The 24324-nt window shown below is 72.6% G+C and carries 16 protein-coding genes and 1 tRNA gene; 10 read left to right on the top strand and 7 right to left on the bottom strand.

What is annotated here, in order from left to right; all coding sequences use genetic code 11:
* Positions 1-396: a VOC family protein gene (locus ACZ4VT_RS32740; RefSeq protein ID WP_467955045.1), complete on the top strand. Its 396-nt coding sequence runs from the start codon at positions 1-3 to the stop codon at positions 394-396.
* Here ACZ4VT_RS32740 and ACZ4VT_RS32735 read toward each other — a convergent pair.
* On the bottom strand, positions 373-906 hold the full coding sequence (locus ACZ4VT_RS32735; RefSeq protein ID WP_467955072.1) for a DUF309 domain-containing protein: 534 nt from the start codon (positions 904-906) through the stop codon (positions 373-375). The two genes, ACZ4VT_RS32740 and ACZ4VT_RS32735, sit on opposite strands and share 24 nt — an antisense overlap.
* A 59-nt stretch (positions 907-965) precedes the next feature.
* On the opposite strand from ACZ4VT_RS32735, the gene ACZ4VT_RS32730 reads away from it, so the two are divergent.
* Positions 966-1039 (top strand) — tRNA-Pro (locus ACZ4VT_RS32730).
* 395 nt (positions 1040-1434) lie between these two features.
* On the opposite strand, the gene ACZ4VT_RS32725 is transcribed toward ACZ4VT_RS32730, so the two are convergent.
* The gene (locus ACZ4VT_RS32725; RefSeq protein ID WP_467955044.1) at positions 1435-1980 is read right to left on the bottom strand and encodes a type 1 glutamine amidotransferase domain-containing protein; all 546 of its coding nucleotides are present in this window, start codon (positions 1978-1980) and stop codon (positions 1435-1437) included.
* 624 nt (positions 1981-2604) lie between these two features.
* Here ACZ4VT_RS32725 and ACZ4VT_RS32720 point away from each other — a divergent pair.
* Complete coding sequence (locus ACZ4VT_RS32720; RefSeq protein WP_467955043.1) at positions 2605-3006, top strand: SsgA family sporulation/cell division regulator; 402 nt, start codon at positions 2605-2607, stop codon at positions 3004-3006.
* An 80-nt stretch (positions 3007-3086) separates the two neighbouring features.
* Here the strand turns inward: ACZ4VT_RS32720 and ACZ4VT_RS32715 are convergent, their stop codons facing one another.
* The 4 genes from ACZ4VT_RS32715 to ACZ4VT_RS32700 form a co-directional block, all read right to left on the bottom strand.
* Positions 3087-5885, bottom strand: coding sequence for a S8 family peptidase (locus ACZ4VT_RS32715; RefSeq protein WP_467955042.1), 2799 nt, complete (start codon positions 5883-5885; stop codon positions 3087-3089).
* 194 nt (positions 5886-6079) lie between these two features.
* On the bottom strand, positions 6080-7729 hold the full coding sequence (locus ACZ4VT_RS32710; protein ID WP_467955041.1) for a phospholipase A2: 1650 nt from the start codon (positions 7727-7729) through the stop codon (positions 6080-6082).
* A gap of 679 nt (positions 7730-8408) precedes the next feature.
* On the bottom strand, positions 8409-9941 hold the full coding sequence (locus tag ACZ4VT_RS32705) for an amino acid permease (protein ID WP_467955040.1): 1533 nt from the start codon (positions 9939-9941) through the stop codon (positions 8409-8411).
* A gap of 135 nt (positions 9942-10076) precedes the next feature.
* On the bottom strand, positions 10077-11057 hold the full coding sequence (locus ACZ4VT_RS32700) for a hypothetical protein (protein ID WP_467955039.1): 981 nt from the start codon (positions 11055-11057) through the stop codon (positions 10077-10079).
* Between the two features lie 301 nt (positions 11058-11358).
* On the opposite strand from ACZ4VT_RS32700, the gene ACZ4VT_RS32695 reads away from it, so the two are divergent.
* The 3 genes from ACZ4VT_RS32695 to ACZ4VT_RS32685 are packed head-to-tail and all read left to right on the top strand — an operon-like array spanning position 11359 to position 15484.
* Positions 11359-12798: an FGGY family carbohydrate kinase gene (locus ACZ4VT_RS32695; protein WP_467955038.1), complete on the top strand. Its 1440-nt coding sequence runs from the start codon at positions 11359-11361 to the stop codon at positions 12796-12798.
* Positions 12795-14285: an FAD-dependent oxidoreductase gene (locus ACZ4VT_RS32690; protein WP_467955037.1), complete on the top strand. Its 1491-nt coding sequence runs from the start codon at positions 12795-12797 to the stop codon at positions 14283-14285. The genes ACZ4VT_RS32695 and ACZ4VT_RS32690 overlap by 4 nt, the downstream gene beginning before the upstream one ends.
* A complete protein-coding gene (locus ACZ4VT_RS32685; RefSeq protein WP_467955036.1) occupies positions 14282-15484 on the top strand; it encodes an NAD(P)/FAD-dependent oxidoreductase in 1203 nt (400 codons plus the stop codon). The genes ACZ4VT_RS32690 and ACZ4VT_RS32685 overlap by 4 nt, the downstream gene beginning before the upstream one ends.
* Positions 15485-15522: 38 nt before the next feature.
* Here ACZ4VT_RS32685 and ACZ4VT_RS32680 read toward each other — a convergent pair whose 3' ends face one another.
* Positions 15523-17589, bottom strand: coding sequence for a phosphocholine-specific phospholipase C (locus ACZ4VT_RS32680; protein WP_467955035.1), 2067 nt, complete (start codon positions 17587-17589; stop codon positions 15523-15525).
* Between the two features lie 303 nt (positions 17590-17892).
* Here ACZ4VT_RS32680 and ACZ4VT_RS32675 point away from each other — a divergent pair, with 303 nt between their 5' ends.
* From ACZ4VT_RS32675 to ACZ4VT_RS32660, 4 genes are all read left to right on the top strand, one after another.
* Positions 17893-19218, top strand: coding sequence for a cytochrome P450 (locus ACZ4VT_RS32675; RefSeq protein WP_467955034.1), 1326 nt, complete (start codon positions 17893-17895; stop codon positions 19216-19218).
* A gap of 81 nt (positions 19219-19299) precedes the next feature.
* On the top strand, positions 19300-21147 hold the full coding sequence (locus tag ACZ4VT_RS32670; RefSeq protein ID WP_467955033.1) for an ABC transporter ATP-binding protein: 1848 nt from the start codon (positions 19300-19302) through the stop codon (positions 21145-21147).
* A gap of 182 nt (positions 21148-21329) precedes the next feature.
* Complete coding sequence (locus ACZ4VT_RS32665; RefSeq protein ID WP_467955032.1) at positions 21330-22058, top strand: carbonic anhydrase; 729 nt, start codon at positions 21330-21332, stop codon at positions 22056-22058.
* 137 nt (positions 22059-22195) lie between these two features.
* On the top strand, positions 22196-24169 hold the full coding sequence (locus tag ACZ4VT_RS32660; RefSeq protein ID WP_467955031.1) for a flavin monoamine oxidase family protein: 1974 nt from the start codon (positions 22196-22198) through the stop codon (positions 24167-24169).
* Positions 24170-24324 lie beyond the last annotated feature (155 nt).

Raw genomic sequence — 24324 nt, 5'->3', positions numbered from 1 at the left:
ATGCCCTCCCACATCGCCCTCACCGCCCTGGTCGTCAACGACTACGACGAGGCCATCGACTTCTACACCCGCGCCCTCGGCTTCGACCTCGCCGAGGACACCGCGCGCCCGGACGGCTCCCGCTGGGTCGTGGTCCGCCCGCCCGGCGCCACCGAAACCGCCCTGCTGCTGGCCCGCGCCAAGGACGAGGCCCAGCGCGCCCGGGTCGGCGACCAGACCGGCGGCCGCGTCGGCTTCTTCCTCTACACCGACGACTTCGCGCGCGACCACGCCCTGATGGCCGCCGAGGGCGTCCGCTTCCTGGAGGAGCCGCGCCACGAGGCGTACGGCTCCGTTGCCGTCTTCGAAGACCTGTACGGCAACCGCTGGGACCTACTCCAGCCCGCCGCCGGCTAGCCGCGGCGCCTCCCGTACGGGATCGACGGCGGGCCCGCCGCCCTCCACCCGCCCGGCCAGCTCCCGCGCCCACCGCACCAGCCCCGGCACGTCGATCCCGTACGGCCCTCCGCCCAGCCCCTCGATCCCGGCGGCGCCGCGCCGCAGCAGCCGCGCCCCGCCGACCGCGTTCCCGCGCGCGGCGTGCGTCAGCCCGACCGCCAGCTGCGCCAGCCCCCGCCAGAGCGGGGCGTCGCCCGCGGGCCCCGACTTCCAGGCGTCCTCGAACACCTCGTGCGCGTGGAACGGCATCCCCGCGTCCAGCAGCCGCTGCGCCTCCCGCACGGTCTCCCCGGGCGAGCGCACCACCCCCTCGGGCTGCCGCTCCACCCCCGCCTCCCCGTAGGGCAACGGCCGCCCCAGCCCATCCCGGGGCCGCGCACTGCGCGCCCGCCCTTCAACGTCCCGATCCCGTGCGTTCACCTCCCCATCCTCCCCTCCGGGGGTTACCCGTGCATGCACACCCCTCAGCGTGGGGTAATGTTCTGCATGTGCCACCGAGCAGGGGAAACCCCAGGTCGCAGGCACATCGGGACGTGGCGCAGCTTGGTAGCGCACTTGACTGGGGGTCAAGGGGTCGCAGGTTCAAATCCTGTCGTCCCGACTCGAAAGAGTCGCAGATCAGGGGCCGTTTTGGAGCAATCCGAAACGGCCCCTTGATCATTTTTGGGGATCGGTGCCGAACCGGTCAGGCTGCGCGACTACACCAGCACCAGGGTCAGTCGTATCGCGAGTCAGGCCCTGCGTGAACGTTTCATGCCCCGCGGTGGAGAACACCCGCTGAGCGGCGAAGCGCAATCCAACGCCTGGCGCACCAACCGGCGGTGCACTCCACGGCGTCGAGCCAGGCGCCGAACCCCGGTCAGTCCGCCACCACTTCAAACGAGTGCACCGTGCACCACTGCCCGCCCGCCGACCGGCCGGGGCATCCGCAGCGGGACGAGATTCCGGCGAGGGCCGCGAAACCGCGGCCCCGGCTCCGGGACGGGCAGGGTGCCGTCACGCCTGCGCGGCGAGGGTGAACTCCTTCACGAAGGTGGTGCAGAAGGCGTCGAGGTCGTCGGGCTTGCGGCTGGTGATGAGCGTCGCCGGAGCCGCACGGCACACCTGTACCTCCTCGTCGACCCAGGTGCCTCCCGCGTTGCGGACATCGGTCGCCAGGCTGGGCCACGATGTCAGCGTCCGACCGCGTACGACGTCGGCTTCGACCAGGGTCCAGGGCGCATGACAGATCGCGGCGACCGGCTTGCCCGTCTTGAAGAAGTTCCGGACGAAGTCGACGGCCCGTTCGTTCATGCGCAGTGCGTCCGGATTGGCGACACCGCCCGGCAGCACGAGCGCGTCGAAGGCGTCCGAGGTGTCGCCGGCCAGCACGTGGTCGACGGGGTAGGTGTTCGCCTTGTCGAGGTGGTTGAACGCCTGCACCCGTCCGGGCTCGGTCGATACGAGCTGCGGAATCCAGCCGGCCGTCTCGACGGCCTTCCAGGGCACGGTGAGCTCGACCTCCTCCACACCCTCCGGGGCGGTCAGGAACGCGATGCGCATCGTACTCACTCCCTTCGTCGGGGGTGTCGGTCACCCCTGTGGCGCCGCTGTCGCGTCGGAGCAGGCAGGACATCGCCGCCGGCTCGCGCCCAGCGTTCGACTCGGTCCTTGTGCGCCTTCCCCGGCCGCCGGTCTTGAACCGGAGTGCGGCAGATCAGCGTCCGAGCGCCTGGTCTTCGACGACGCCGGTGAAGGGCCGCCGGCCGTGTACGCCCCCGGTGGCTTCGTCCGCGACGGGGGCGGATGGCCTTGAGGAAGGGACTCTCACAGCGACTGGCGGCCGACCAGCAGGGTAGGCGCGAGGTGCCGCCGGAGGCGTCCGGCTCCGCCTCACTTCGGTCCGTTCGACGAAGGGCTCGTTCATGTCTTCCATGGTGATCGCCCCCGCGCGTGGTGGAAGCCGCCACCGCGGTCCTGGGCGAGCAGGCCCAGGTGGAGTTCGGGGGCGCCTGGGAGACGTCGTCGCCGATCTGGTGCGCGCCACCGCCGCCGGCTGACCGCGGCTCGCACCCCTCCACGGGAGGGGGAGGCTGAGCTCCCTCGATCGGGACGGTGTGGCATCGGTGAAGTCGGGCAGACGAGTGCAACCGTGCAGCCCATCCCGGAGGCCTGTCGATGTCTTGTGTGTCTGCTCTGATCGCTGTCCACCTCGACGCGGCGAGGGGCCGTGTGCCGCTCCGTGCTTGTTTCTCGTATGACGCCGAGGACCCGTACGTGGTCCAGGCCACGTTCTTCGATGGCCCCACGACCCTGGCCCGTTGGCGTTTCGACAGGCAGATGCTTGCCGAGGGACTCCATCGACGGGTGGGCGAGGGAGATGTCACCTTCAGCCCCCACAGGGCGGATAGCGTGGATGAGCTCCGCGTCGCTCTGCGGGGCCCCAGCGCGGAGAGGCAAGGAAACGCTGTTCTCTTCGTGGAGGCCCACGCGCTCTCGGGCTTTCTGGAGCGGTCGTACGCCGTCACGGGTGTGGGGGAGGAGGTCCTTGATCTCGACAGGTTGCTCGACGAGTTTCTGGCCAGCTGACGTGCGGCTGATTCCGGGGAAGCGTGCGCAGCCCCGGGGAGCGGCGTGCTCGCTCCACGGGGCTGCGCATGCTCACAGCACTAGCGAGCGGAGTACCCGAAGGCCACACCATTGGCCGGCAGGCCACCCGAGCCGGGCTTGTACGTGGTCACGGGAGCGACCTTCCCGCCCTGGGTGACGTTGGACATCGGCAGTGCGTACAGCGCACCGGCGGCGTTCGGACCGAAGGGCATCCCCACGTACAGCTTGGTCGCGGTGAGGTGGATGTTCTTGCCGAGCTGCTGGTTGGCCCCGGGCGTCCCGGGGATCCCGTCGCCGTCGCCCGCCTCGATCCAGCGGTCGTTCGGTCCGGCCGATCCGGCCATGGAGAACGTGTGGATCGCGCCCGCCTTGGTCGCGGTTCCGAGCGCCTCGCCGGGCGTGCCGACCGCGAGCCGCATGGAGGCCACGGTGCTCACCGAGCCCGGGGCGGTGTTGACGGCGGTCAGCGTTTCGCCCATGCGGTCCCCGGTCTCGGAGGTGCCGGAGACGTCGTCGTCCGCGGTGCCCTGCTTCAGCTCGCGGAGGTAGCTCCAGCTCCCGTCGGCCTTGATCCGGATCAGCACCACGCGGCCCGCGTTGAGCCGGTTCTCGGTGCCCACGACCACGCCCTCACCGGGCGAACCGATCGCGAGGATCGATTCGGTCGGGGCCGGGGAGCCCGTGGGCCGGAACGGCGCGATGGCCACCGCGTAGCCGAACTGGTCGCCCGCTTCGGCGTCTCCTGAGATGGCGGCGCTGTCCTGGTCGAGACCGGCCAGCGGGGCCGGGCGGCCGTCGGTGTCGAAGGCGTTGGCGTCGAAGATGACAACACCGCCCGCCTTCGCCTTGGTGCCGAGTGCCTCGTTGGGGGAGGCGATGGCGATGTAGTTGGCGTCCGCGGTCAGGGCGAGGCCGAAGTTGTCGTCCTTCTCGGGGTCACCGGGGACACCGGGCTTCTCCTGGCTGATCGTCAGGCTGGTGTTGCCGTACACGTAGAAGGCGGTGCCCGCGCCGGTGAGCGTGCCGATGGCCTCGCCGGGCGAGCCGATCAGCAGGTACGGCCGGCCGGCGTCGTTGACGGCCGCCGCGAGCGACTGCCCCATCCGGTCGCCCGCCTCGGCCGTCGACGCGGCGATCGCGCCGGTGCCCGCACCCTGCTCGAAGTGCGTGGCCTTGAGGGTGCCCGCGCCCAGGCCGCCCGCGGCGCCGTACAGGATGTCGACCATGCCCGCGTTCGTGGCCGTGCCGACGTCCTCGCTCGGGGTGCCGACCACCAGGTCGGTGAAGCCGTCCTTGTTCCAGTCGATGGTGGCGAGGCTCTCGCCGAAGTAGTCGTCCTTCTCGGAGCCGCCCGGCACCCAGTCCAGGTCCTGGCTGAGCTCCGCGGTGCCCTTGCCGGCGCCGTACACGACACGGATCAGGCCCGCGTTGGCGTTCGTGCCGACGGTGGCCTGGGTGTCGGAGATGGCGATGTCCTCGGCGCCGTCACCGTTGAAGTCGCTCATGCCGACGGGCTTGGGGGTGTTGCCGCCGCCGCCGAGCGCCGCGCCGAGGTCGATCCGGGACGTGGTGGCACCCGTGTAGATGATGGGCCGGCCGCTGTTCTGCAGCAGGGCCGTGAGGTCCGCGACGCTCTTGGTGGGATAGGCCTGCTTGAGCATGGCGAAGGCGCCCGCCACGTGCGGGGTCGCCATTGAAGTGCCGTTCTTTGAGGCGTAGTTGCCTCCGGGAACCGAGGAGACGATGCTCGTCCCCGGGGCGAAGAGGTCGAGCAGCGGTCCCCGGTTGGTGAAGGTGGACAGCTCGTCGTCGTCGGTGGTGGAGCCGACCGTGACGGCGGAGGAGATGCAGCCGGGGACGCTCACCGCGTCGGCGTAGCCGTTGTTGCCGGCCGCGATCACAGTGGCGACACCGGCCGCGAGCAGGTTGTCGACGGCCGCCTTGCGCGGGTCGGCGTCACAGGCGGCCGTGTAGTGACCGCCGCCCAGGCTCAGGTTCGCCGCGATGACCGGCGTCCCCGCCTGCTTGATCTTCAACACCTTCTCCAGGGCCGCGAGTTGGGCGCTGGGGAAGCTGGCGACACAGGGCACCTCGCCGGCGCAGGAATCGGCGGTGTTGAACTGCGAGAAGACCTGGATCGCGACGATGTCGGCGCCGGGGGCGACACCCGTCTTCGGGGCCCCGGTGACACCCGTGCCCTTGCCCGCGGCGATGCCGGCGACATGGGTCCCGTGATCGCAGGCGGTGAGGGTCGCGCACGGCCCGGAGTCGGTGTCGGCGGAGCCGGGACCCTCCTGCTCGGCGGCGCCGTTGGGGCAGAGGCTGGTGGCGCCCAGATCCGGATCGATCGGCGAGAAGCAGGCCTCGGTCGTGACCCGGCCCTTCAGGAACGGGTGCTGGGTGGCGACACCGGTGTCCAGAACGGCGATCGCGGTGCCCGTACCGGTCTTCCCCGCCGCGGCCGCCGCGTCACCGCCGATGAGCGGGACGCTCTCGTCCAGGCTCGCCGGCTCCGGCTTGTCCTCGGTGACGGAGACCACGCCCGGCTGGGCCGCGAGCCGGTCCAGGCCCGCCTTGTCCACCTTGAGCGTGACCACCGGCAGCGACTCGAAGTCCTGCTTCGTCTCACCCGCGGCGGCCGCCTCGGGGATGTCCGTGCGGCTCTTGGTGAGCACGTTGACGCGGATGGTGCCGGCGTTGGCGGCCCGCTCGTACAACGGCGGGTCGACGACCCCGCCGGGGACCGCGGCCTTGACGGTGTCGGGGACGCTCGCCGGCGCGGCGGCCCGGGCCGGTATCGCGCCGAGGGTCGTGGTCATCGCGACGGCGACGACCGTGCCCCAGATCTTCTTCTTCATGGTGCCTCGGGGAGCAGGGGGCCTGGCGTGGCCCGTGGACGGGCGGGCATGGCCGGACCCGTGGAGATGGGGGGAAGAGGTGAGGTGAGACCGGGCCGGGCGGCGCCGCAGCGGCGCCACCCGGCCCGGTCCCCTCCCGAGGGCGTGGACCTCAGGAGGCCGTGCGAGGGAACATCAGGAGCCCGCGCCCGTCATCAGGTGGCGTTCGCGCCGTTCTTGGCCCGCCCGAAGACCGTCACCGCGCCGTAGTACGTGTTGGCGAGGGAGCGGCAGGTGCTCTTCCAGAAGTAGCCGGGGCAGGTCTTGCTGTAGAGCGTGCTGTAGAACACGGCGTCCACGGCCAGGCCCTTGTTGCGCGACAGGTAGTACCTGTAGCCCTTGTACGAGTTGCCGATCAGGCCGTAGCCGTAGTCGTGCATATCGCAGGCGGGGACGAAGTTGTAGCCGAGCGGCTTGTCGGGCGCGGTGGTGCAGTGGTCGTGGTTGATGCCCCGGACCCAGTAGCCGGTCTTGGTCTGCTCCCACCTGGGCGAGTACCAGCCGTAGTGCGCCACCTTGGAGGTGCAGCCGGTCTTCCAGTAGTACATCCAGTGCCGCGCCCAGCTGCACTTCGACGGGTACGACGTCGGGTCGGTGATCTCGCCGCCGGGGAAGTCAGAGGCGGGCGGCGGGGTGGTGAGGCCGCTGCCGTCGGCCGGGGCGTCGCCCTCGACGAACAGACCCGGGGTCGGGACGGCCTCACCGTCGAGGGTGGCGGTCGGGGCCGCGGAGTTGGCCGCGAAGCTCAGGTCCCAACTGCCGTTGCTGGGCGAGCTGATGTCGGAGAGGCGCTGGGTCGCGTCGTAGGCGTAGGTGGCCTGCGGCTCGGCGGCCTCGCTCGGGTTGGTCACGGTGCGCAGCAGACCGGAGGAGTCGTAGGCGTACCGGGCGAGGGTCTGCGTCGTGGCGCCCTCGGTGACGGTGATCTGCTTGACCCGGCCCGCGTAGTCGCCGAACGAGGTGCCGGCGGCGGTGGTCGAGGCCGCGTAGGTGACCGAGGTGGACGTCGCGAGCCGCTCGCCGGCGGCGGGGTTCGAGACCTTGGAGACCCGGCCCTGGGCGTCGTACTGCACCGTGGTGGCGTAGACGTTGTTGCCGACGCTGGTGACCCGCCACTTGTCGGTGCCGGTCGCGGCCTGCTGCCACTTGTACGTGGGCTTGAGGTCCGCGGCCGGGATCGGGTTGCCGGCGGCGTCGGTGAACGCGTCGTCGCCCGAGGCGATCGCGGAGAGGTCCACACCGAGGACCTCGACGATGGACGTCACCAGGGTGCCGGTGGCGTCGTTCCACTTGGAGGTCGCCGTGACCTGGGACCCGTCGGTGGTCGCGTACTTCTTCACGCCACCCCCGTCGGGGTAGTCGATGCTCGACTTCAGCGCGTACGTGATCTTCTCGTCGACCCCGAGGTCGGTGACGACGATGCTGTCGCCCTTCTGCTCCAGCTTCCGGTTGAGCTGGCCGCCGACGAACTCGGCCTCCCAACTGGGGCCGAAGACACCCATCTCGGGGCGCGTGTCGGGCGCGGACTCGGGCTTGGCGAGTCCGCCGTCAGGCTGCGCGGCGACGGTGTGGCGGCGACCTATGAGGGCCGCGTCCACGTCGTTCTCGGCGACCTGGAAGGTCTTGTCCTCGGTCGAGTACTGACCCGGGCCGATCGTGGACAGCGTGCCCTGGGCCTGCGGCTGCTCGGGTATCTCGCCCGCCAGGGCGGTCGTTTGCCGGGCGGGCGCAACCGCCACGGAGTGCTGCGGCAGAAGCAGCGTCAGTGACAGAGCGGCGATGACGGGAAGCGCGATTTTGCGCACCAGTCCCCCTCGTGTTCGTACTTGGCTGGTGATCGCTGCGGACAGTAGACGCCTGTTGATCAACTCCACAAGGCTTGTCCGACGGGGACACAGCGGCCCCGCGCTTGCTCCCGTGAAGATTCCGCTACCGCCACCGAATGCCCCAACACGACTGAGTACAAGTACTCATGTGCGGCTGAGGCCGCCGCCCCAGACTGTGCGCATGACGGAAAGCCCGATCCCGACCGGCTCCCTCGCGATGAAGCCGAATCGACCCGTTCCACCGCGCACACAACACCCCCAAGAGTCATTCGCAATAGCAAAAAGAAAGATCCAAGTGTCGACCTCAAGTGACCCCAGTCACTTACCCGACACTTACCCCGGAAGGGATCCCATCAACTTTCAACCCCTTCAAAACGGACGTAACTAGACTGAACATCCCCTCTTCGGGAGGCTTCGAGTGATGCACGCCCCTCACCTCCGCTATCCGAACCGATCGTCTCATTCGTTGCGTTGGCAATCTCAGAGCCGTTCGACGGCCGGGCCGTGAGGTTTCCCTCCGGCCGGGGCAGGGCTCTCGCCCGCCAGGGCAACGCCGATGCCTTCGGGGGTCCGGCTCGCCGTCACGGAGAAGGGGCCGTTCCGGAGGAATCCGAAACGGCCCCTGGGTCGTGTCCGGGAGCAGCGCGCGCGGGAGGGGTCAGACGATGCCCTCGGCGATCTCGGCCTGCTCGCGGGCGTTGCCGTAGGCCGACGGGGTTCCGTACGAGCGGCGGGCGGCGTACCACCAGGCGCTGGCCAGGACCAGGACCACCGCGAGGGCGATCACGGCGTAGTTCATCGAGTCGATCGTGACCGGTGACTTCTGCGGCAGGCAGAACAGGACGGTGACGACGGCCACCCAGACGACGGCGGTCCAGCCGATCGGCTTGCTCCAGCGGCCCAGGCTCCACGGGCCGGGCTGGAAGCGGTTGCCGGCGCGCAGGCGCAGGTAGATCGGGATGGCGTAGGCCGGGGTGATGCCGATGACGTTGATGGCGGTCACGGCCCCGTAGGCGGTCGCCGAGTACAGGGAGGGGAGGGCCAGGACGCCCGCGACGACGACGGAGAGCCAGACGGCCGGGACCGGGGTCTGCGTCCGGCTGCTGACCTTGCGCCACAGGGCGGAGCCGGGGAGGGCGTTGTCGCGGCTGAAGGCGAAGACCATCCGGCTCGCGGCGGCGACCTCGGCGTTGCCGCAGAAGAGCTGGGCGACGATGACGACGAGGAGCAGGGCGGTGGCGCCGCCGGAGCCCAGCGCGTCGAGGAAGATCTGGGCAGGCGGGACGCCGGTGGCGCTGCCCTGGACGGCCGCGTAGTCCTGGATGGCGAAGGTGAGGCCGGCGAGCAGCGCGAACCCGGCGATCCAGGAGACCCAGATGGCCCGGACGATGCCCTTGGCGGCGGAGACGGAGGCGTTGGAGGTCTCCTCCGAGAGGTGCGCGGAGGCGTCGTACCCGGAGAAGGTGTACTGGGCGAGCAGCAGGCCGACGGCCGCCACGTAGAACGGGTTGGCCCAGCCGGTGTCGTTGACGAACTCGGTGAAGACGAACGAGGGCGACTGGTGGTGGTCGGGTACGAAGGCCAGGGCGCCGACGATCACGGCGACGCCGGCCAGGTGCCACCAGACGCTGACGGAGTTGAGCACGCTGACGAGGCGGACGCCGAAGAGGTTGAGCACGGCGTGCAGCAGCAGGATCGCCAGGAAGATCAGGAAGGTCGAGCCGGCGGTGGGTACGAAGCCGAACTGGAGGTTGAGGAAGGCGCCGGTGAACAGAGCGGCGCCGTAGTCGATGCCGGCGATGGCGCCGAGCAGCCCGAGCAGGTTGAGCCAGCCGGTGTACCAGCCCCAGCGGCGTCCGCCGAGCCGGTCGGCCATGTAGTAGAGCGCTCCCGAGGTGGGGTAGGCGCTGGTCACCTCGGCCAGGGCGAGACCCACGCAGAGGACGAAGAGTCCGACGCCGACCCAGCCCCACATCATCACGGCCGGACCGCCGGTGCCCAGGCCGAAGCCGTACAGGGTCATGCAGCCGGACAGGACGGAGATGACCGAGAAGCTGATCGCGAAGTTGCCGAAGCCGCCCATCCGGCGGGCGAGGACGGGCTGGTAGCCGAGTTCCCTGAGTCGTTCCTCCTCGTCCTGCCGGGGCGGGGCCTTGCGGTCCTGGCGGACGGTCGGCGCGGTTCGGGACATGGGGAGGTACCTCCGGGGGGTTCGTGGAGCGCGGGGACGGGGAGCGGGGGGTGGGGCGGTGAGTCGGCGGGCCGCGGGAGAGCGGGAGAGCGGGAGAGCTGGAGAGCGGGGCCGCGGGCCTCGGGGGAGCGGCGGTCAGTCCCGGCCGGCGAGGCTGCGGGACCGGGCCTGCAGGAAGACCTCCACGGCCAGTTCCTGGTCGGCCGGGTCGCGGGTCCGGTGGGCCCACGGCAGCGTGGTCCAGTACCGGTCGATCACGTCGAAGACCTGGGCCGCCTCGTCGAACCGGTTGGCTCCCCACAGGGCGTGGGCGAGGTGGTTCAGGTCCAGCGGGGAGGCGCGGCGCAGGTCGGCGTACCGGAACCAGGCGTCCAGGGCGTGGCCGGCGTCACGGACGGACTCCTCGGCGACCCAGTGCAGGTCGAGCGCCCGTTCCTGGCCGCGCTCACGGCGGTAGCGCTCGATGCTCAGATAGAGCGGCAGGAGGTGGACGGCGGATCCGGGCGATGCCGAACCGGCCGCCCAGTGCACGAAGTTGGCGGCCTCGGTGAGCGGTCCGGGGGTGCCCGCGCACACGAACTGGAGCATCCGGTGGTACGCCTCGCGATTGTGTGGATCGCGCTTGTCGGCCTGCGCGAGGATGCCCCAGGGGCCGGCGGGCAGCATCACGGCGGGCGCCCGGAGCCGGTGCTCGTCCATCGAGCGGTGCTCGTCGAGGGAGGCGAGGGCGAGCAGGCAGACCCACGGCACGGGGTCGGCGGGGCTGGCCTCGGCGGTGTCACGGCAGGCCTCCCACGCCTCCCGCCACAGCTCGCGCGTGCGGGGGTGGCGTGCGCGGTGGGCGCGGACGGCCCGTTCCACGACGACACGGGTGTGCATGACGGACGCGGCGACGCTGCGCGGTTCCTCGGCGCGCCAGGCCTGGACCACGTCCGAGCCGGCGGCGACGGCGGCGAGCACCTGGGTGCGCTGGGTCCACAGTCCCCAGCCGTCCGTCCGGTCCAGTAACTGGGCCATCGACACCCAGCGGCCGGTGCGCAGGTCCTGTACCGCGACGCGCAGCTCGTTGTCGTGGCCGGCGGGGTGGTAGACGGGCCGGAAGTCGCCGCCCGCCATCACCTCGTCCCGGTCGACAGGCGGCCGGGACGGGCGCGTCTTGCGGTCGTCGTGGTCATCGGTCCTCGCCTCGCATGGCCTTCACGCCTGGTGATCGGCGATCACTATAGATCGAGTGTGAGCGCTTGGTTCATGGAACCTTTCAAATGCAATGATCAAGCCACCGACGGCATATGAATTCGCGTCAGCTGAGTGGCCGGGCGATCGCCGCCCGCACGGACGGATCTTGACGGGCGACGTCCGCTGGTGAAGGCTTCCGGGCGACGCTCACACGCATGCCGATACCAGGGACGGAGTGGTGATGACGGGCCCGGTGCTCGCTGTGGACCAGGGCACGTCGGGAACCAAGGCCCTCGTCATCTGTCCCGTACGCGGGGTCATCGGCTCCGCCTCCGCCCCCGTGCGGCCCCGGTACCTGCCGGGCGGCCGCGTGGAGGCCGACCCCCGCGAGCTGCTGGACTCGGTCCTCGACGCGGGCCGCGCCGCCCTCGCGGCGGCCGGCGAACCGGTGGTGGCGGTGGGCCTGGCCAACCAGGGCGAGACCGTGCTCGCGTGGGACCCGGCGAGCGGCGAGCCGCTGACCGACGCGATCGTCTGGCAGGACCGCCGCGCCGAGCAGCTGTGCACGGAACTGGCCCCGCACGCAGAGTCGTTGCGGGAGCGGACGGGACTGCCGCTGGACCCCTACTTCGCCGCGCCGAAGATGGCCTGGATACGCCGCAGCCTCACCCGGCAGGGAGTCGTCACCACCAGCGACGTGTGGCTGGTGCACCGGCTCACCGGCGGCGCCTTCGTCACCGACGCGGCGACCGCGGGCCGCACCCAGCTGCTCGACCTCGACACCGTCGACTGGTCACCGGCCGCACTCGACACATTCGGCCTCACCGGCGAGCGGCTGCCCGAAGTCGTCGACGCGGACGCCCACGTCGGCGTCACCACCGCGTTCGGGCCCCCGCTGCCGCTCACGGGACTGCTCGTCGACCAGCAGGCCGCGCTGCTCGCCCAGCGCGTGACCGAGCCCGGCACCGCCAAGTGCACCTACGGAACAGGGGCGTTCCTCCTCGCGCAGACCGGCCCGCTGCCCCGGCGCAGCACCTCCGGGCTGGTCGGCTGCGTCGCCTGGCGGCTCGGCGGGCAGACCAGCTACTGCCTGGACGGACAGGTGTACACGGCCGCCTCCGCCGTGCGGTGGCTCACCGACCTCGGGGTGATCTCCGGCGCCGCGGACATCGACGTCGTGGGAGGCAGCGTCCCGGACGCCGGCGGCGTCACCTTCGTCCCCGCACTCGCCGGGCTCGCCGCCCCGTGGTGGCGGGGCGACCTGCGCGGTTCGGTCACCGGCCTCGGCCTCGACACGACCGCCGGGCACCTCGTGCACGCGCTGTGCGACGGCATAGCCGCCCAGGTGGCGGAGCTCGCGGACGCGGTCGCCGCCGATCTCGGCGCGCCCCTGGCCACCCTGCGCGTCGACGGCGGGCTGACCCGGTCCACGCTGCTCATGCAGGCACAGGCCGATCTGCTGCGGATCCCCGTCGAGGTATCGGCCCTGCCGGACGCGACCGCGCTCGGCGTCGGGGCGGTCGCCCGGCTGGGGCTCGACCCCTCGCTCACCGTGCACGAGGCCGTCCCGGAGTGGAAGCCGTCCGCCGTCTACGAGCCGAGGGCCGGCGCGGCCGACGCGGCGGAGCGCCGCGCACGGTTCCGGACGGCGGTGTCGGCCCTTCTCGACGGCCCGGCATGACGGTCATCCCGGGCGCCTCCGGTACCCCAGGCACCCCAGGCATCGCCGGCGTCACCGTCACCACCAGCGGCCCGCTGCCCGGCGGCGGTGCGCACGATGAGCACGATGCCTACGACGAGCGCGATGCCTACGACGTGACGGTCGTCGGCGCCGGCGTCGTCGGCTCGGCCATCGCCCGCGAACTGGCCCGGCTCCCCCTGCGCATCGCCCTGGTCGACGCCTCCGACGACGTCGGCAACGGCACCTCCAAGGCCAACACCGCCATCCTCCACACCGGTTTCGACGCCGTGCCCAGCTCCCTGGAGTCCCGGCTCGTCCGGGAGGGGCGGCGGCTGCTCGCCTCGTACGCCGCCGACAGCGGCATCCCCGTGGAACCGCTCGGGGCACTGCTCGTCGCCTGGAACGAGGTGCAGCTCGCCGCCCTGCCGGGGCTCGCCGAGAAGGCCGTACGCAACGGCTACCGCGCGGCCCGGATCCTCCCGGCCGGGGAAGTGCGGGCCCGCGAGCCGCAGCTCGGGGCCGGAGTGCTGGGCGCGCTCCACGTGCCCGACGAGTCGATCATCTGCCCCTGGACGACCACCCTCGCGTACGCGACACAGGCCGTCCGAGCCGGCGTCCACCTGCACCTCAACTGCCCGGTACGGTCGGTCTCCCCGGGCGATCCGCACGTACTGGCCACCGGCCGCGGCCCGCTGCGCACCCGGCACCTGGTCAACGCGGCGGGCCTGTACGCCGACGATGTCGACCGGTTCCTCGGGCACGCGGACTTCACCGTGACGCCCCGGCGCGGCCAGCTGATCGTCTTCGACGAACTCGCCCGCGGTCTCGTACGCCACATCCTGCTGCCGGTGCCGGACGCCCGGGGCAAGGGGGTGCTGGTGACGCCGACCGTGTACGGGAACGTGATGCTCGGGCCGACCGCCGAGGACCTGGACGACAAGACCGCCACCGGGTCCACCGCCGGAGGGCTCGCGCTGCTGCGGGAGAAGGGCCGCCGGATCCTGCCCGCGCTCCTGGAGGAGGAGGTCACCGCCGTGTACGCCGGGCTGCGGGCGGCCACCGGACAGGAGGACTACGCGATCCGGGCGCATCCCGGGCAGCGGTACGTGACCGTCGGCGGGATCCGGTCCACCGGGCTCACCGCCTCGATGGCGATCGCCGCCCACGTGGTGGAGCTGCTCGCCGAGGGCGGCCTGCCGGTGGCCGGCGCCCGGGAGTTGGAGCCGGTGCGGATGCCGAACCTCGGCGAGGCGTTCCCCCGGCCCTACCGTGACGCGGCGCTGATCGCGGCGGACCCGGAGTACGGCCGCATCGTCTGCCATTGCGAGCGCGTGACCCGCGGGGAGATCCGCGACGCGCTCGCCGGGACCGTCCCGCCCGGTTCGGTGGACGGCCTGCGGCGGCGCACGCGCGCCCGGGGCGGCCGCTGCCAGGGCTTCCACTGCGGGGCCGCCGTCCGCGCGCTGTTCGAGGAGTCCCGCCGGTGAACCGTACGGTCGAGGTGCTGGTCGACGTGCTGGTCGTCGGAGCCGGCCCCGCCGGACTGGCCCTGGCCGCCCGGCTGGCGGAGGCGGGCGCCGGGCGGGTCGAAGTCCTGGAACGCGAGCCGGAGGCGGGCGGAATGCCGCGCCACCTCCACCACGGCGGCTTCGGCCGGGCCCCGCGCCCCTGGCTGCGGGGGCCCGAGTACGCGCGGCGGTCGGTGCGGGCGGCCGTCGCCGCCGGGGCCGCCGTCCGCACCGGCGTCACCGCCACCGGCTGGGCCGGACCGCTGTCCCTGGAGACCACGAGCCCGGCGGGCCTGGAGCGGATCACGGCCCGCGCCGTGGTCCTCGCCACCGGCGCCCGGGAGCGCCCCCGCAGCGCCCGGCTGGTGCCGGGCTCCCGCCCGCAGGGAGTGCTCACCACCGGCGAGCTGTTCCAGTCGGTCCACCGGTACGGCCTGCCCGTCGGCCGGCGGGCCGTGGTCGTGGGCGCCGAGCCGGTGGCCCGGCACGCGGTGGGCACCCTGCGCCGGGCGGGTACGGACGTGGTGGCGATGGTCACGGAGCGCCCGCGCGCCGCCGCCGTACCCGGGGTGCCGCTGCTCACGGCGACCGCGGTGGGCGAACTGCGCGGCCGGGGCCGGCTGACCGGCGTGGCCGTCCGCCATCGGGACGGCCGGCCGGGGGTCCTCGCCTGTGACACGGTGGTCTTCACCGGCGACTGGATCCCCGATCACGAGCTGGCCCGCCGCGGCGGCATCCCCCTGGACCCCGGCACCCGGGGGCCCGGTGTGGACGCGTCGTTCCGTACCGCGACGCCGGGCGTCTTCGCGGTCGGCAACGCCCTCCACGGCATCGAACGCGCGGCCACCGCGGCCGGGGAGGGTGCCGCCGCGGCCGCCCCGGTACTGGCCCGCCTGGCGGGCGCCCCCTGGCCGGAGCCCGGCCCTCCGCTGGAGGTCCGGGCCCCGCTCCTGTGGGTGACGCCGAACCGGATCACGGGCACCACCGGGCGGCCGCTGCTGCTGCGGTCCGGGGAGCCGCTGACCGCCCCGGTGGTGACGGTCCACCAGGACGGCCGGCCGCTGTGGCGCCGGCGGGTCGCGGGCCCGGTGTCCCCGTCCCGGTCACTGCGGCTTTCCCCGGGCTGGACGGCCCGGGTCGACCGCTCCGGCGGTCCGGTCGTGATGGCCATCGGCTGACGCGGGCCGGCGCCGGCCGGCCCGCGACCGCCGGGGCGTCAGGAGGACTGGTCCGTGAGGATCGCCGGGTCCGACAGGCCGGCCGCGCCCGTCTCCACCTTGCCCGCGAAGCGGCGCAGGAAGTCCGGGGCCCCGGACGCGGTGACCGTCACGTCGTACCAGCGCCGCGTGTTCTTCAGCGGGACGCTGTACGTGACGGTCGCGCCCTTGACGACCGTCAGGCGCTTCGGCCCGCCGCCGTAGGCGTTGGTGACCGTCAGGGTGGCGGTCGACGCCCCGGCGTTGGTGAGGGTGAGGTCCAGGTTCCCGGTGGCGGCGTTGTGGCGGGCGGTGACCTCGGGGCCGGGTGTGGTGCCGGGGTTGCGGAAGCCGCGCAGGAAGCCGTTGGGGCCGTGCACGGTCAGGTCGGTGACCCCGGCCGAGTACGCGGTGTTCCAGGTGTCCCCGATCGACTTGCCGGCCTCGGCGGTGTAGGTCCAGGGCGCGTCGGTGCGGTTGCCGGAGGTGACGTAGAACTGTGCGCCCAGGGCCGGGCCGCCGCTGAAGGTCAGCCGGAACTTGCCCTCCGCGACGAGCGCCGCGCCGTCCACGTACGGGGCGTACTTCAGCGCACGCGTGGGACGCAGGCCCTTCTCCTGGCGCGGCATGACGCCCACGGCCGGCGGGGTGGCCCGGAAGTCGGGGTGGCGCTCGCGGTCCTGCGGGAACCACAGGCCGGTGTCGGGCAGCGGGGCCGGGGCGGTGTCCTTGCGGGCGAAGTCGAAGGCGGAGGTGAGGTCACCGCAGACGGCGCGGCGCCACGGCGAGATGTTCGGCTCGGTCACCCCGAACCGCTGCTCCATGAAGCGGATGACGGAGGTGTGGTCGAAGGTCTCGGAGCAGGAGTAGCCGCCGGTGCTCCACGGGGAGACCACGAGCATCGGCACGCGCGGGCCCAGGCCGTACGGTCCGGCGACGTAGCCGGGCGTGCCGGGGAAGACGTCCAGGGCGGTGGGCGTGGTCGAGAGGCCCTGGGCGGCACTGGCGGGGGCGTACGGCGGGACGACGTGGTCGAAGAAGCCGTCGTTCTCGTCGTAGGTGATGAACAGCGCGGTACGGGCCCACACGTCCGGGTTGGAAGTGAGGGCGTCCAGGACCTGCGAGATGTACCAGGCGCCGTAGTTGGAGGGCCAGTTGGAGTGCTCGCTGAACGCCTCGGGGGCCGCGATCCAGGAGATCCGGGGGAGGGTGCCGGCCGCGACGTCGGCGCGCAGCTGGTCGAAGTAGCCCTCGCCGGCCTTGGCGTTCGTGCCGGTGCGGGCCTTCTCGTACAGCGCGTCGCCCGGCTTGGCGCCCCGGTAGTTGTCGAAGTAGAGCAGCGAGTTGTCGCCGTAGTTGCCGCGGTAGGCGTCGTTGATCCAGCCCCAGGAGCCGGCGGCGTCGAGGCCGTCGCCGATGTCCTGGTAGACCTTCCAGGAGATCCCGGCCGTCTCCAGCCGCTCCGGGTAGGTGGTCCAGCCGTAGCCCGCCTCGGCGTTGTTGAGGACCGGGCCGCCGCCCTTGCCGTCGTTGCCCGTGTGGCCCGACCAGAGGTAGTAGCGGTTGGGGTCCGTGGAGCCGATGAACGAGCAGTGGTACGCGTCGCAGATGGTGAAGGCGTCCGCCAGGGCGTAGTGGAAGGGGATGTCCTCGCGCGTCAGGTGGGCCATGGTCGTGGCCGTCTTGGCGGGTACCCAGTTGTCGTACTTGCCCTTGTTGAAGGCGCTCTGTCCGCCCGCCCAGTCGTGGTTCAGGCCCTGGAGGAACTCCATGCCGAGGTCGTCGGACGGCGGGCGGAAGGGCAGGGTCTCCTTCGTGCCGTCGGACTGGTGGAAGACGGACTTGCCGCTGGGCAGGGTCACCGGGCGCGGGTCGCCGAAGCCGCGGACGCCGCGCAGGGCGCCGAAGTAGTGGTCGAAGGAACGGTTCTCCTGCATGAGCACCACGATGTGCTCGACATCGGCGATGGTGCCGGTGGTGCCTTGCGCGGGGATGGCGGCGGCGCGGGCGATGCTGTCGTTCAGCATCGTCAGAGCGGTGGCGCCACCGGCGAGCTGCAGGAAGCGGCGGCGGTTGAGTTCTGCCATGGCGGGAACGACCTCTGCGGTTGAGGGTGGTTGAGCGCCCTCAGCAGAGCGCGCCCGGGGTACCGGAGGGGGAGCCTGGCGTGACGATGGCGCATACGCCAGGCGAACGGCAGCCGGATTCCGGCGGAGTTCGGCCGGAACCCGCTCGTGGGGGCGCCCCGGCTGCCGGCCGCCGCCTGCCTGCCTCCTCGCCCGCCCCCACGGGACCCCGCTCCCCGGCCGGAGGTGGGGTGTCGCCCGGCGCGGCCGCTCCCTTACAGTGCGTGATGACCGCACCCGGTGCCGCCGAACAGGAGCACGCCCGTGGCCACCCACGCCCGCCCCGGCCCCCTTCCGCGTCCGTCCTCCGGCGGTCACCGGGTCCCCGAGCTGGACCCCGGCCTCGTCGGGGAGTGGCGGGACGGGGGAGGGGAACTGATCGACCTCTTCGCCCAGGCCCGCCAACGGCTCGGCGGGATCGCCGCGTTCCGGCTCGGGCCGCGCCCGACCGTGCTGGTCACCGGCGCCCCGGCCGTGCAGCACGTGCTCGCGCTCCATCCGGACCGGTACGTGAAGCGCTCGCACCGCGCCCGGCTGCTGGTCGGCGACGGGGTCCTGGCCGCGACGGGCGAGGCATGGCGGCGGCAACGCAAGCTCCTGCAGGCGCAGTTCACCGGCCCGGGAATGCGCCGGTACGAGCAGCGGATCGCCGGGGCCGCCCGGACCACCGCGGCGCGCTGGGCCGCGTACGCCCGCAGCGGAGAGGTCCTCGACGTCGGCGAGGAGATGCGCCGCTTCGCCCTGGACACCATCTGGCGTTCCCTGACCGGGCACCCCCTCGACCCCGCCACCGAGCGTGAACTGGCCGCCGTACCCACCGTGGTGGCCGCCCTGCCCCAACTGCCCTCCGACGGCGCCGCCGCCCGCGAGGCCGTCTCCGCCGAGCTGGCGGGGATCGACGCCATGGCGGCCCGTGCCATCGCCGCCGCCCGCGCGGGCGAGGCCGGACCCGACGGCCCGGGCCTGCTCCACGTCCTGCTGGACGCGGCCGGAACGCGCCCCGAGTACACCGACAGGCTGATCCGCGACGAGCTGGTCACCCTGCTGGTCGCCGGTCACGAGACCACCGCCACCACCCTGACCTGGCTCTATCTCCTGCTGGACCGGAACCCGCGGGCGCGGGAGCAGGCCCTCGCCGCGGGCGCCGAGGGGTCACCCGAGCGGCGGCAGGCCGTCCAGGCGCTCGTCAACGAAACGCTCCGCTTCTACCCCTCCGCGTGGATCCTGCCGCGCTGGGCCGCGCAGGACGACGTCCTCGCCGGGTACGAGGTCGAGGCCGGCACCGACGTCATCGTCTGCCCGTACCTCACGCACCGGGACCCCGGACTGTGGGAGGACCCCGGACGGTTCGATCCGGGGCGCTTCACCACCCCCGGCCGGCGCCCCGCCCACCCGGGGGGCTACCTCCCCTTCGGCATCGGGCCCCGGGCCTGCCTCGGCCTGCAGTTCGCCCTCCGCGAGTCGACCGCGCTCCTGGAGCGGTTGCTGCCCGCGTACGTCCCGCGTTTCCGCTCCCTCCCCGCCCGGGCCGTGTACGGCCTCACCGTCCGTCCCGGTGGCCCCACCCCCGCGGTGCTGGGGGGCGGTTAGGCGAAAAACGCTTGGACTGCGCGGGTGCCGGCGCGGGAGACTGCCAATCCTGTCCTGTAGGTCCGGCAAAGCAGGGTTGGGATGGAATTGCCTGAATCGCGGAAAGGTTCGCCGGGCAGGGGCCCGGTGCTCCTCGCCCTTCGCTATTACGGACGGGAGCTGGCCCGCCTCAAATGGCTGACGGTTCCCGCGATGCTGCTCCCGGCGCTGGGCAACATCGGCATCGACTACATCGCGCCGCTGGTCGTCGCCAAGCTCGTCGCACGCATCGCCGAGGGTGGCGGGAAAGCCACCGGCAGCGCCGCCGGCACCGGTTTCGACATCGGCCCGATGCTGCCCTACGTCCTCGGATTCGCCGCCGTCCTGCTGCTCGCGGAAGGGCTGTGGCGCCTCGGACTGCACTGCCTCAACCGGCTCGACGCCCGCGGCATCGAGCAGCTGTACGTGATCGGGATGGACGAGCTGTTCGCCAAGGACGCCGCGTTCTTCCACGACAACTTCGCCGGGTCCCTGACCAAGCGGGTGCTGAGCTTCGCCTCCCGCTTCGAGGAGTTCGTCGACACGCTGACGTTCTCGCTCGTGGGCAGGTTCGTACCGCTGATCTTCGGATCGGTGGTGCTGTGGCACTACGAACCACTCCTCGTGGTGGCCCTGTTGGTGCCGATCGTCCTGACGGCGCTGTGCGTGGCCCCTTTGATCCGCCGCCGCCAGGCGCTCGTCGTCCAGAGGGAGGCGGCGATCGCCCGCGTCTCGGGCCACGTCGCCGACAGCCTGATGAACATCGACACGGTCCGGGCGTTCGCCGCCGAGGCCCGCGAGGCAGCCGAACACCGCTCGCGGGTCGCCGAGTCGCGGCGGCTCACGCTGCGCTCGTGGGACTACGGCAACCTGCGCATCGACACCATCGTCGCGCCGATGTCCGTCCTGACCAACGCGCTGGGCCTGCTGCTGGCCATCGCGCTCGCCGGCAGCGGCCGCGGGGTGGAGGCGGTCGTGGTCGCCTTCGCGTACTACTCCAGCGCCACGCGCATCATGTTCGAGTTCAACCAGATCTACCGCCGTCTGGAGAGCTCGATGACGGAGGCCGCGCAGTTCACCGAGCTGCTGCTGACGCCGCCGACCGTGCTCGACCCGGTGTCGCCGGAACCGCTGCGGGCCGCCGGGTCCGCCGATGTCCGCTTCGAGCGGGTCACCTTCGCCCACGGGGGCGGAAAGCCGCTCTTCGAGTGCCTCGACCTGGCCGTGCCCAGCGGGTCGAAGATCGGGCTCGTCGGCCGGTCGGGCGGGGGCAAGACCACCCTCACCCGGCTGCTGCTGCGGATGACGGACGTCGACGCCGGCCGGATCCTGATCGGCGGCCAGGACATCAGCCGGCTGTCCCAGGCCGACCTGCGCAGCGTGATCGCGTACGTGCCGCAGGACCCGGCGATGTTCCACCGCACGCTGCGGGAGAACATCGCGTTCGCCCGGCCGGACGCCACCGAGGCCGAGATCCGCCGCGCGGCGGAGGCGGCGCACGTCACGGAGTTCGCCGAGGGGCTCGTGGACGGTTTCGACACCATGGTCGGCGAGCGCGGGGTCAAGCTGTCGGGCGGACAGCGCCAGCGGGTCGCCCTCGCCAGGGCGATCCTGCGCGACGCGCCGATCCTGCTGCTCGACGAGGCGACCAGCGCCCTGGACTCGGAGAGCGAGATCCTCGTACAGGAAGCGCTGTGGCGGCTCATGGAAGGGCGGACGGCGCTCGTGGTCGCGCACCGGCTGAGCACCGTCGCCGGCATGGACCAGCTCGTGGTCCTCGACGGCGGGCGGATCATCGAGCAGGGCACCCACCAGGAACTGCTCGCCTCGGAGGGCGCCTACGCGAAGCTGTGGCAGCACCAGTCGGGCGGCTTCCTCGACGACACCCCCGCGCGGTCGGACCTGCACTGACCTGCACTGACCTGCGCTGACCCGCAACGACCCCCGCCGATCCGCACGACTGAGCGACGCGACCGAGCGACACGACTGAGCCACACGACTGAAAGCCCGGCCCCCGATTGCGGCACCGTGTGGGCGCGCCGAGACTGGACCCGCGTGTGAAGGGTCAGGAACGGCGGACGACGGGATCCGGCATGTCCCCACGACACGAGGCCCCGGGCAGGCGCCGGGTGATGCGGGCGCTGCTGACCGGTGCGGTGGCGGTGGGCGCCGGGCTGGGGTCCGGTTCCCGCGGGACCCCGAGCGTCGTCCGCGCCGCGGGAGCGGCGGCGTCGCGGCCCACCTCGCCCGAGACCGCGCTCGGCGCCCTGGTGGCGGGCAACGCGCGCTGGCGCACCTACCACGAACGCCATCCCGACCAGACGCGGACGGTGCGCCGGACCCTGGTCGCCGGGCAGCACCCGTTCGCCGTCGTCCTCGGCTGTGTCGATTCCCGCGTTCCCCCGGAGCTGGTCTTCGACCAGGGCCTCGGCGATCTGCTGACCGTGCGGTCGGCGGGCGAGGTCCTGGACGAGGCGGTGCTCGGCAGCATCGCGTACGGGGTCCTGGAGCTCGGCATCCCGCTGATCGTGGTCCTCGGGCACCAGTCGTGCGGGGCCGTCGCCGCCGCGGTCCAGGCCGACGAGGGGGGACCGCCGCTCCCGGGCCACATGCAGTACCTCGTCGACCAGATCCACCCGGCGATCGACCGTACGCTCCGGGGAGCGGCCCGGATCGACGCCGCGATCACCGCGAACGTGCGCCTGGTGCGGTCGCGGCTGGGGGCCGAGCCCGAGCTGGCGGCCCGGGTCGCGGCCGGGAAGCTCGCCGTCGTCGGCGCCCGGTACGAACTCACGAGCCAACGGGTGCGCGGGATCCGCTGACCGGCCCCGCGCCGCCGTTCCGGGAGCGAAACCCAGTTCGTCAGCGCCGGGTTGACCGCCCCGCACGTCCGGGTGATCATTTCCCGCCCGGGCCGCTTTCGGCGTCCGGGCCATGGGCGGGCAACGAGAGTTGACCCATGATCACGGACTCTTCCCCCACGCCCGACCCCGCGGACGACCCCGCGCCCGGCACCGCCGCGACGGCGCCCGCGTCCGCGTCCGCCCGGCGCCCCTCCCGCCGGACCGTCATCGCGGGAGCCGTCGCCGTCGCGGGCGCCGGCGCGCTGTCGGTCGCCGCCGCGAACGCCGGGACCCCGCAGGCCCCCTCCGGCTCCGCGCGCCCCGACTGGGACACCTGCCTGACCATCGCCCGGGCGATCCTCGTACGGGACGAGGACGACCAGCCCCTGGTGCCCCATTACGCGGAGGTCCTCCTGAAGACCGGCCTGCCCCGGTCCCGCAGCCGCAAGAAGGTGCTGATCGTGGGCGCTGGGCCGGCCGGGCTCACCGCCGCCCACCTGCTGCGCGAGGCCGGCCACCAGGTCACCGTGATCGAGGCCAACGGCAACCGGGTGGGCGGCCGGATCAAGACCTTCCGCACCGGCGGCCACGAGAAGTCCGAAGCGGCCTTCGCCGACCCCAAGCAGTACGCCGAGGCCGGCGCCATGCGCATCCCCGACAGCCACCCGCTGGTCACCGGGCTGATCGACAGCCTCGGCCTGAAGCGCCGGCGCTTCCACCTGGTCGACATCGACGGCTCCGGCCGCCCCGCCTACCGTACGTGGATCTTCGTCAACGGCATCCGGGTCCGCCGCGCCGACTACGCGCGCGGCCCGCAGGCCCTCAACCGCTCCTTCGGGGTCCCCGCGGCCTACGAGTCCCTGCCCGCGGCCCAGATCGTGCGCAATGCCTTCGCCCCCGTGCGCAAGGAGATCGAGGGCAAGAAGGACAAGGCGCTCGTCGAGGGCTGGGCCCACGTCATCCAGCGCTACGGCCACATGTCGATGTACCGCTACCTGACGGAGGAGGCGGGGCTCGACGAGCGCACGATCGACCTGATCGGCACCGTCGAGAACCTCACCTCCCGACTCCACCTCGCCTTCATCCACAGCTTCATCGGGGCCTCGCTGATCAGCCCCGACACCGCCTTCTTCGAACTGCCCGGCGGCACCGCCACCCTGGCCGACGCCCTCTACGCCCGGGTCGAGGACGTCGTGCGGCTCGACCGCCGGGCCACCCGGATCACCCACGGGGAGGGCAAGGTCACCATCGACACCGTCTCCGAAGGCCGCGACGGAGCCGTGCAGCGCGAGAGCTTCACCGGTGACACCGCCATCGTCACCGTCCCCTTCTCCGGACTGCGGCACATCCCGGTCGCGCCCGCCCTCTCCTACGGAAAGCGGCGCGCGATCACCGAACTGCACTACGACGCCGCCACCAAGGTGCTGCTGGAGTTCAGCCGCCGCTGGTGGGAGTTCGACGAGGCCGACTGGAAGCGCGAACTGGAGGCCGTGAAGCCCGGCCTGTACCGGAACTACCAGGTCGGGCGGACCCCGGCGGACGGGATCCTGCTGGGCGCCCACCCCTCCGTACCCAAGGGCCACATCTCCGAGGCCCAGCGCGCCCACTACGCCGCCTGCCGCGCCACCTCCCGCGACCAGCCCGAGGCGGCCCACGTCATCGGAGGCGGCTCGGCCACCGACAACCCCAACCGGTTCATGTTCCAGCCCTCCTACCCCGTCGAGGGCAGCCCGGGCGGCGTGGTGCTCGCCTCGTACAGCTGGTCGGACGACGCCCTGAAGTGGGACTCCCTGGACGACGCGGAGCGCTACCCGCGGGCGCTCGCCGGCGTCCAGGAGGTGTTCGGGCAGCGGATCGAGGTGTTCTACACCGGCGTCGGACGCACCCAGTCCTGGATGCGCGACCCGTACGCGTACGGCGAGGCCTCCGTCCTGCTGCCCGGGCAGCACACCGAGCTCTTCCCGCACGTCCGCAAGGCCGAGGGGAACCTGCACTTCGCGGGCTGCCACACCTCCATCAAGCCGGCCTGGATCGAAGGAGCCCTGGAATCCGCGGTGCGGACCGCCCTGGAGGTCCACTCGGCGCCCTGACCGGCCGCCCGGCAGCGATAGTCCCCTGGACCGCTCCGGGGACCACGGTGGACCGGTGGTCGCGGGGGGGGGGGGGGGGGGGGGGGGGGGGGGGGGGGGGGGGGGGGGGGGGGGGGGGGGGGGGGGGGGGGGGGGGGGGGGGGGGGGGGGGGGGG

This window comes from Streptomyces sp. NPDC029164, assembly GCF_055563995.1.
The sequence above is the reverse complement of the archived record's forward strand: the minus strand, read 5'-3'. Positions and strand labels throughout refer to the sequence as shown.

Bases quoted from the DNA above. Each gene is read 5' to 3' on its own strand.
- ACZ4VT_RS32695 (WP_467955038.1), top strand. From the start codon at position 11,359: ATGACGGGCCCGGTGCTCGCTGTGGACCAGGGCACGTCGGGAACCAAG.
- ACZ4VT_RS32665 (WP_467955032.1), top strand. From the start codon at position 21,330: ATGTCCCCACGACACGAGGCCCCGGGCAGGCGCCGGGTGATGCGGGCG.
- ACZ4VT_RS32680 (WP_467955035.1), bottom strand. From the start codon at position 17,589: ATGGCAGAACTCAACCGCCGCCGCTTCCTGCAGCTCGCCGGTGGCGCC.
- ACZ4VT_RS32700 (WP_467955039.1), bottom strand. From the start codon at position 11,057: ATGGCGGGCGGCGACTTCCGGCCCGTCTACCACCCCGCCGGCCACGAC.
- ACZ4VT_RS32715 (WP_467955042.1), bottom strand. From the start codon at position 5,885: ATGAAGAAGAAGATCTGGGGCACGGTCGTCGCCGTCGCGATGACCACG.
- ACZ4VT_RS32705 (WP_467955040.1), bottom strand. From the start codon at position 9,941: ATGTCCCGAACCGCGCCGACCGTCCGCCAGGACCGCAAGGCCCCGCCC.
- ACZ4VT_RS32690 (WP_467955037.1), top strand. From the start codon at position 12,795: ATGACGGTCATCCCGGGCGCCTCCGGTACCCCAGGCACCCCAGGCATC.
- ACZ4VT_RS32740 (WP_467955045.1), top strand. From the start codon at position 1: ATGCCCTCCCACATCGCCCTCACCGCCCTGGTCGTCAACGACTACGAC.
- ACZ4VT_RS32660 (WP_467955031.1), top strand. From the start codon at position 22,196: ATGATCACGGACTCTTCCCCCACGCCCGACCCCGCGGACGACCCCGCG.
- ACZ4VT_RS32670 (WP_467955033.1), top strand. From the start codon at position 19,300: ATGGAATTGCCTGAATCGCGGAAAGGTTCGCCGGGCAGGGGCCCGGTG.
- ACZ4VT_RS32725 (WP_467955044.1), bottom strand. From the start codon at position 1,980: ATGCGCATCGCGTTCCTGACCGCCCCGGAGGGTGTGGAGGAGGTCGAG.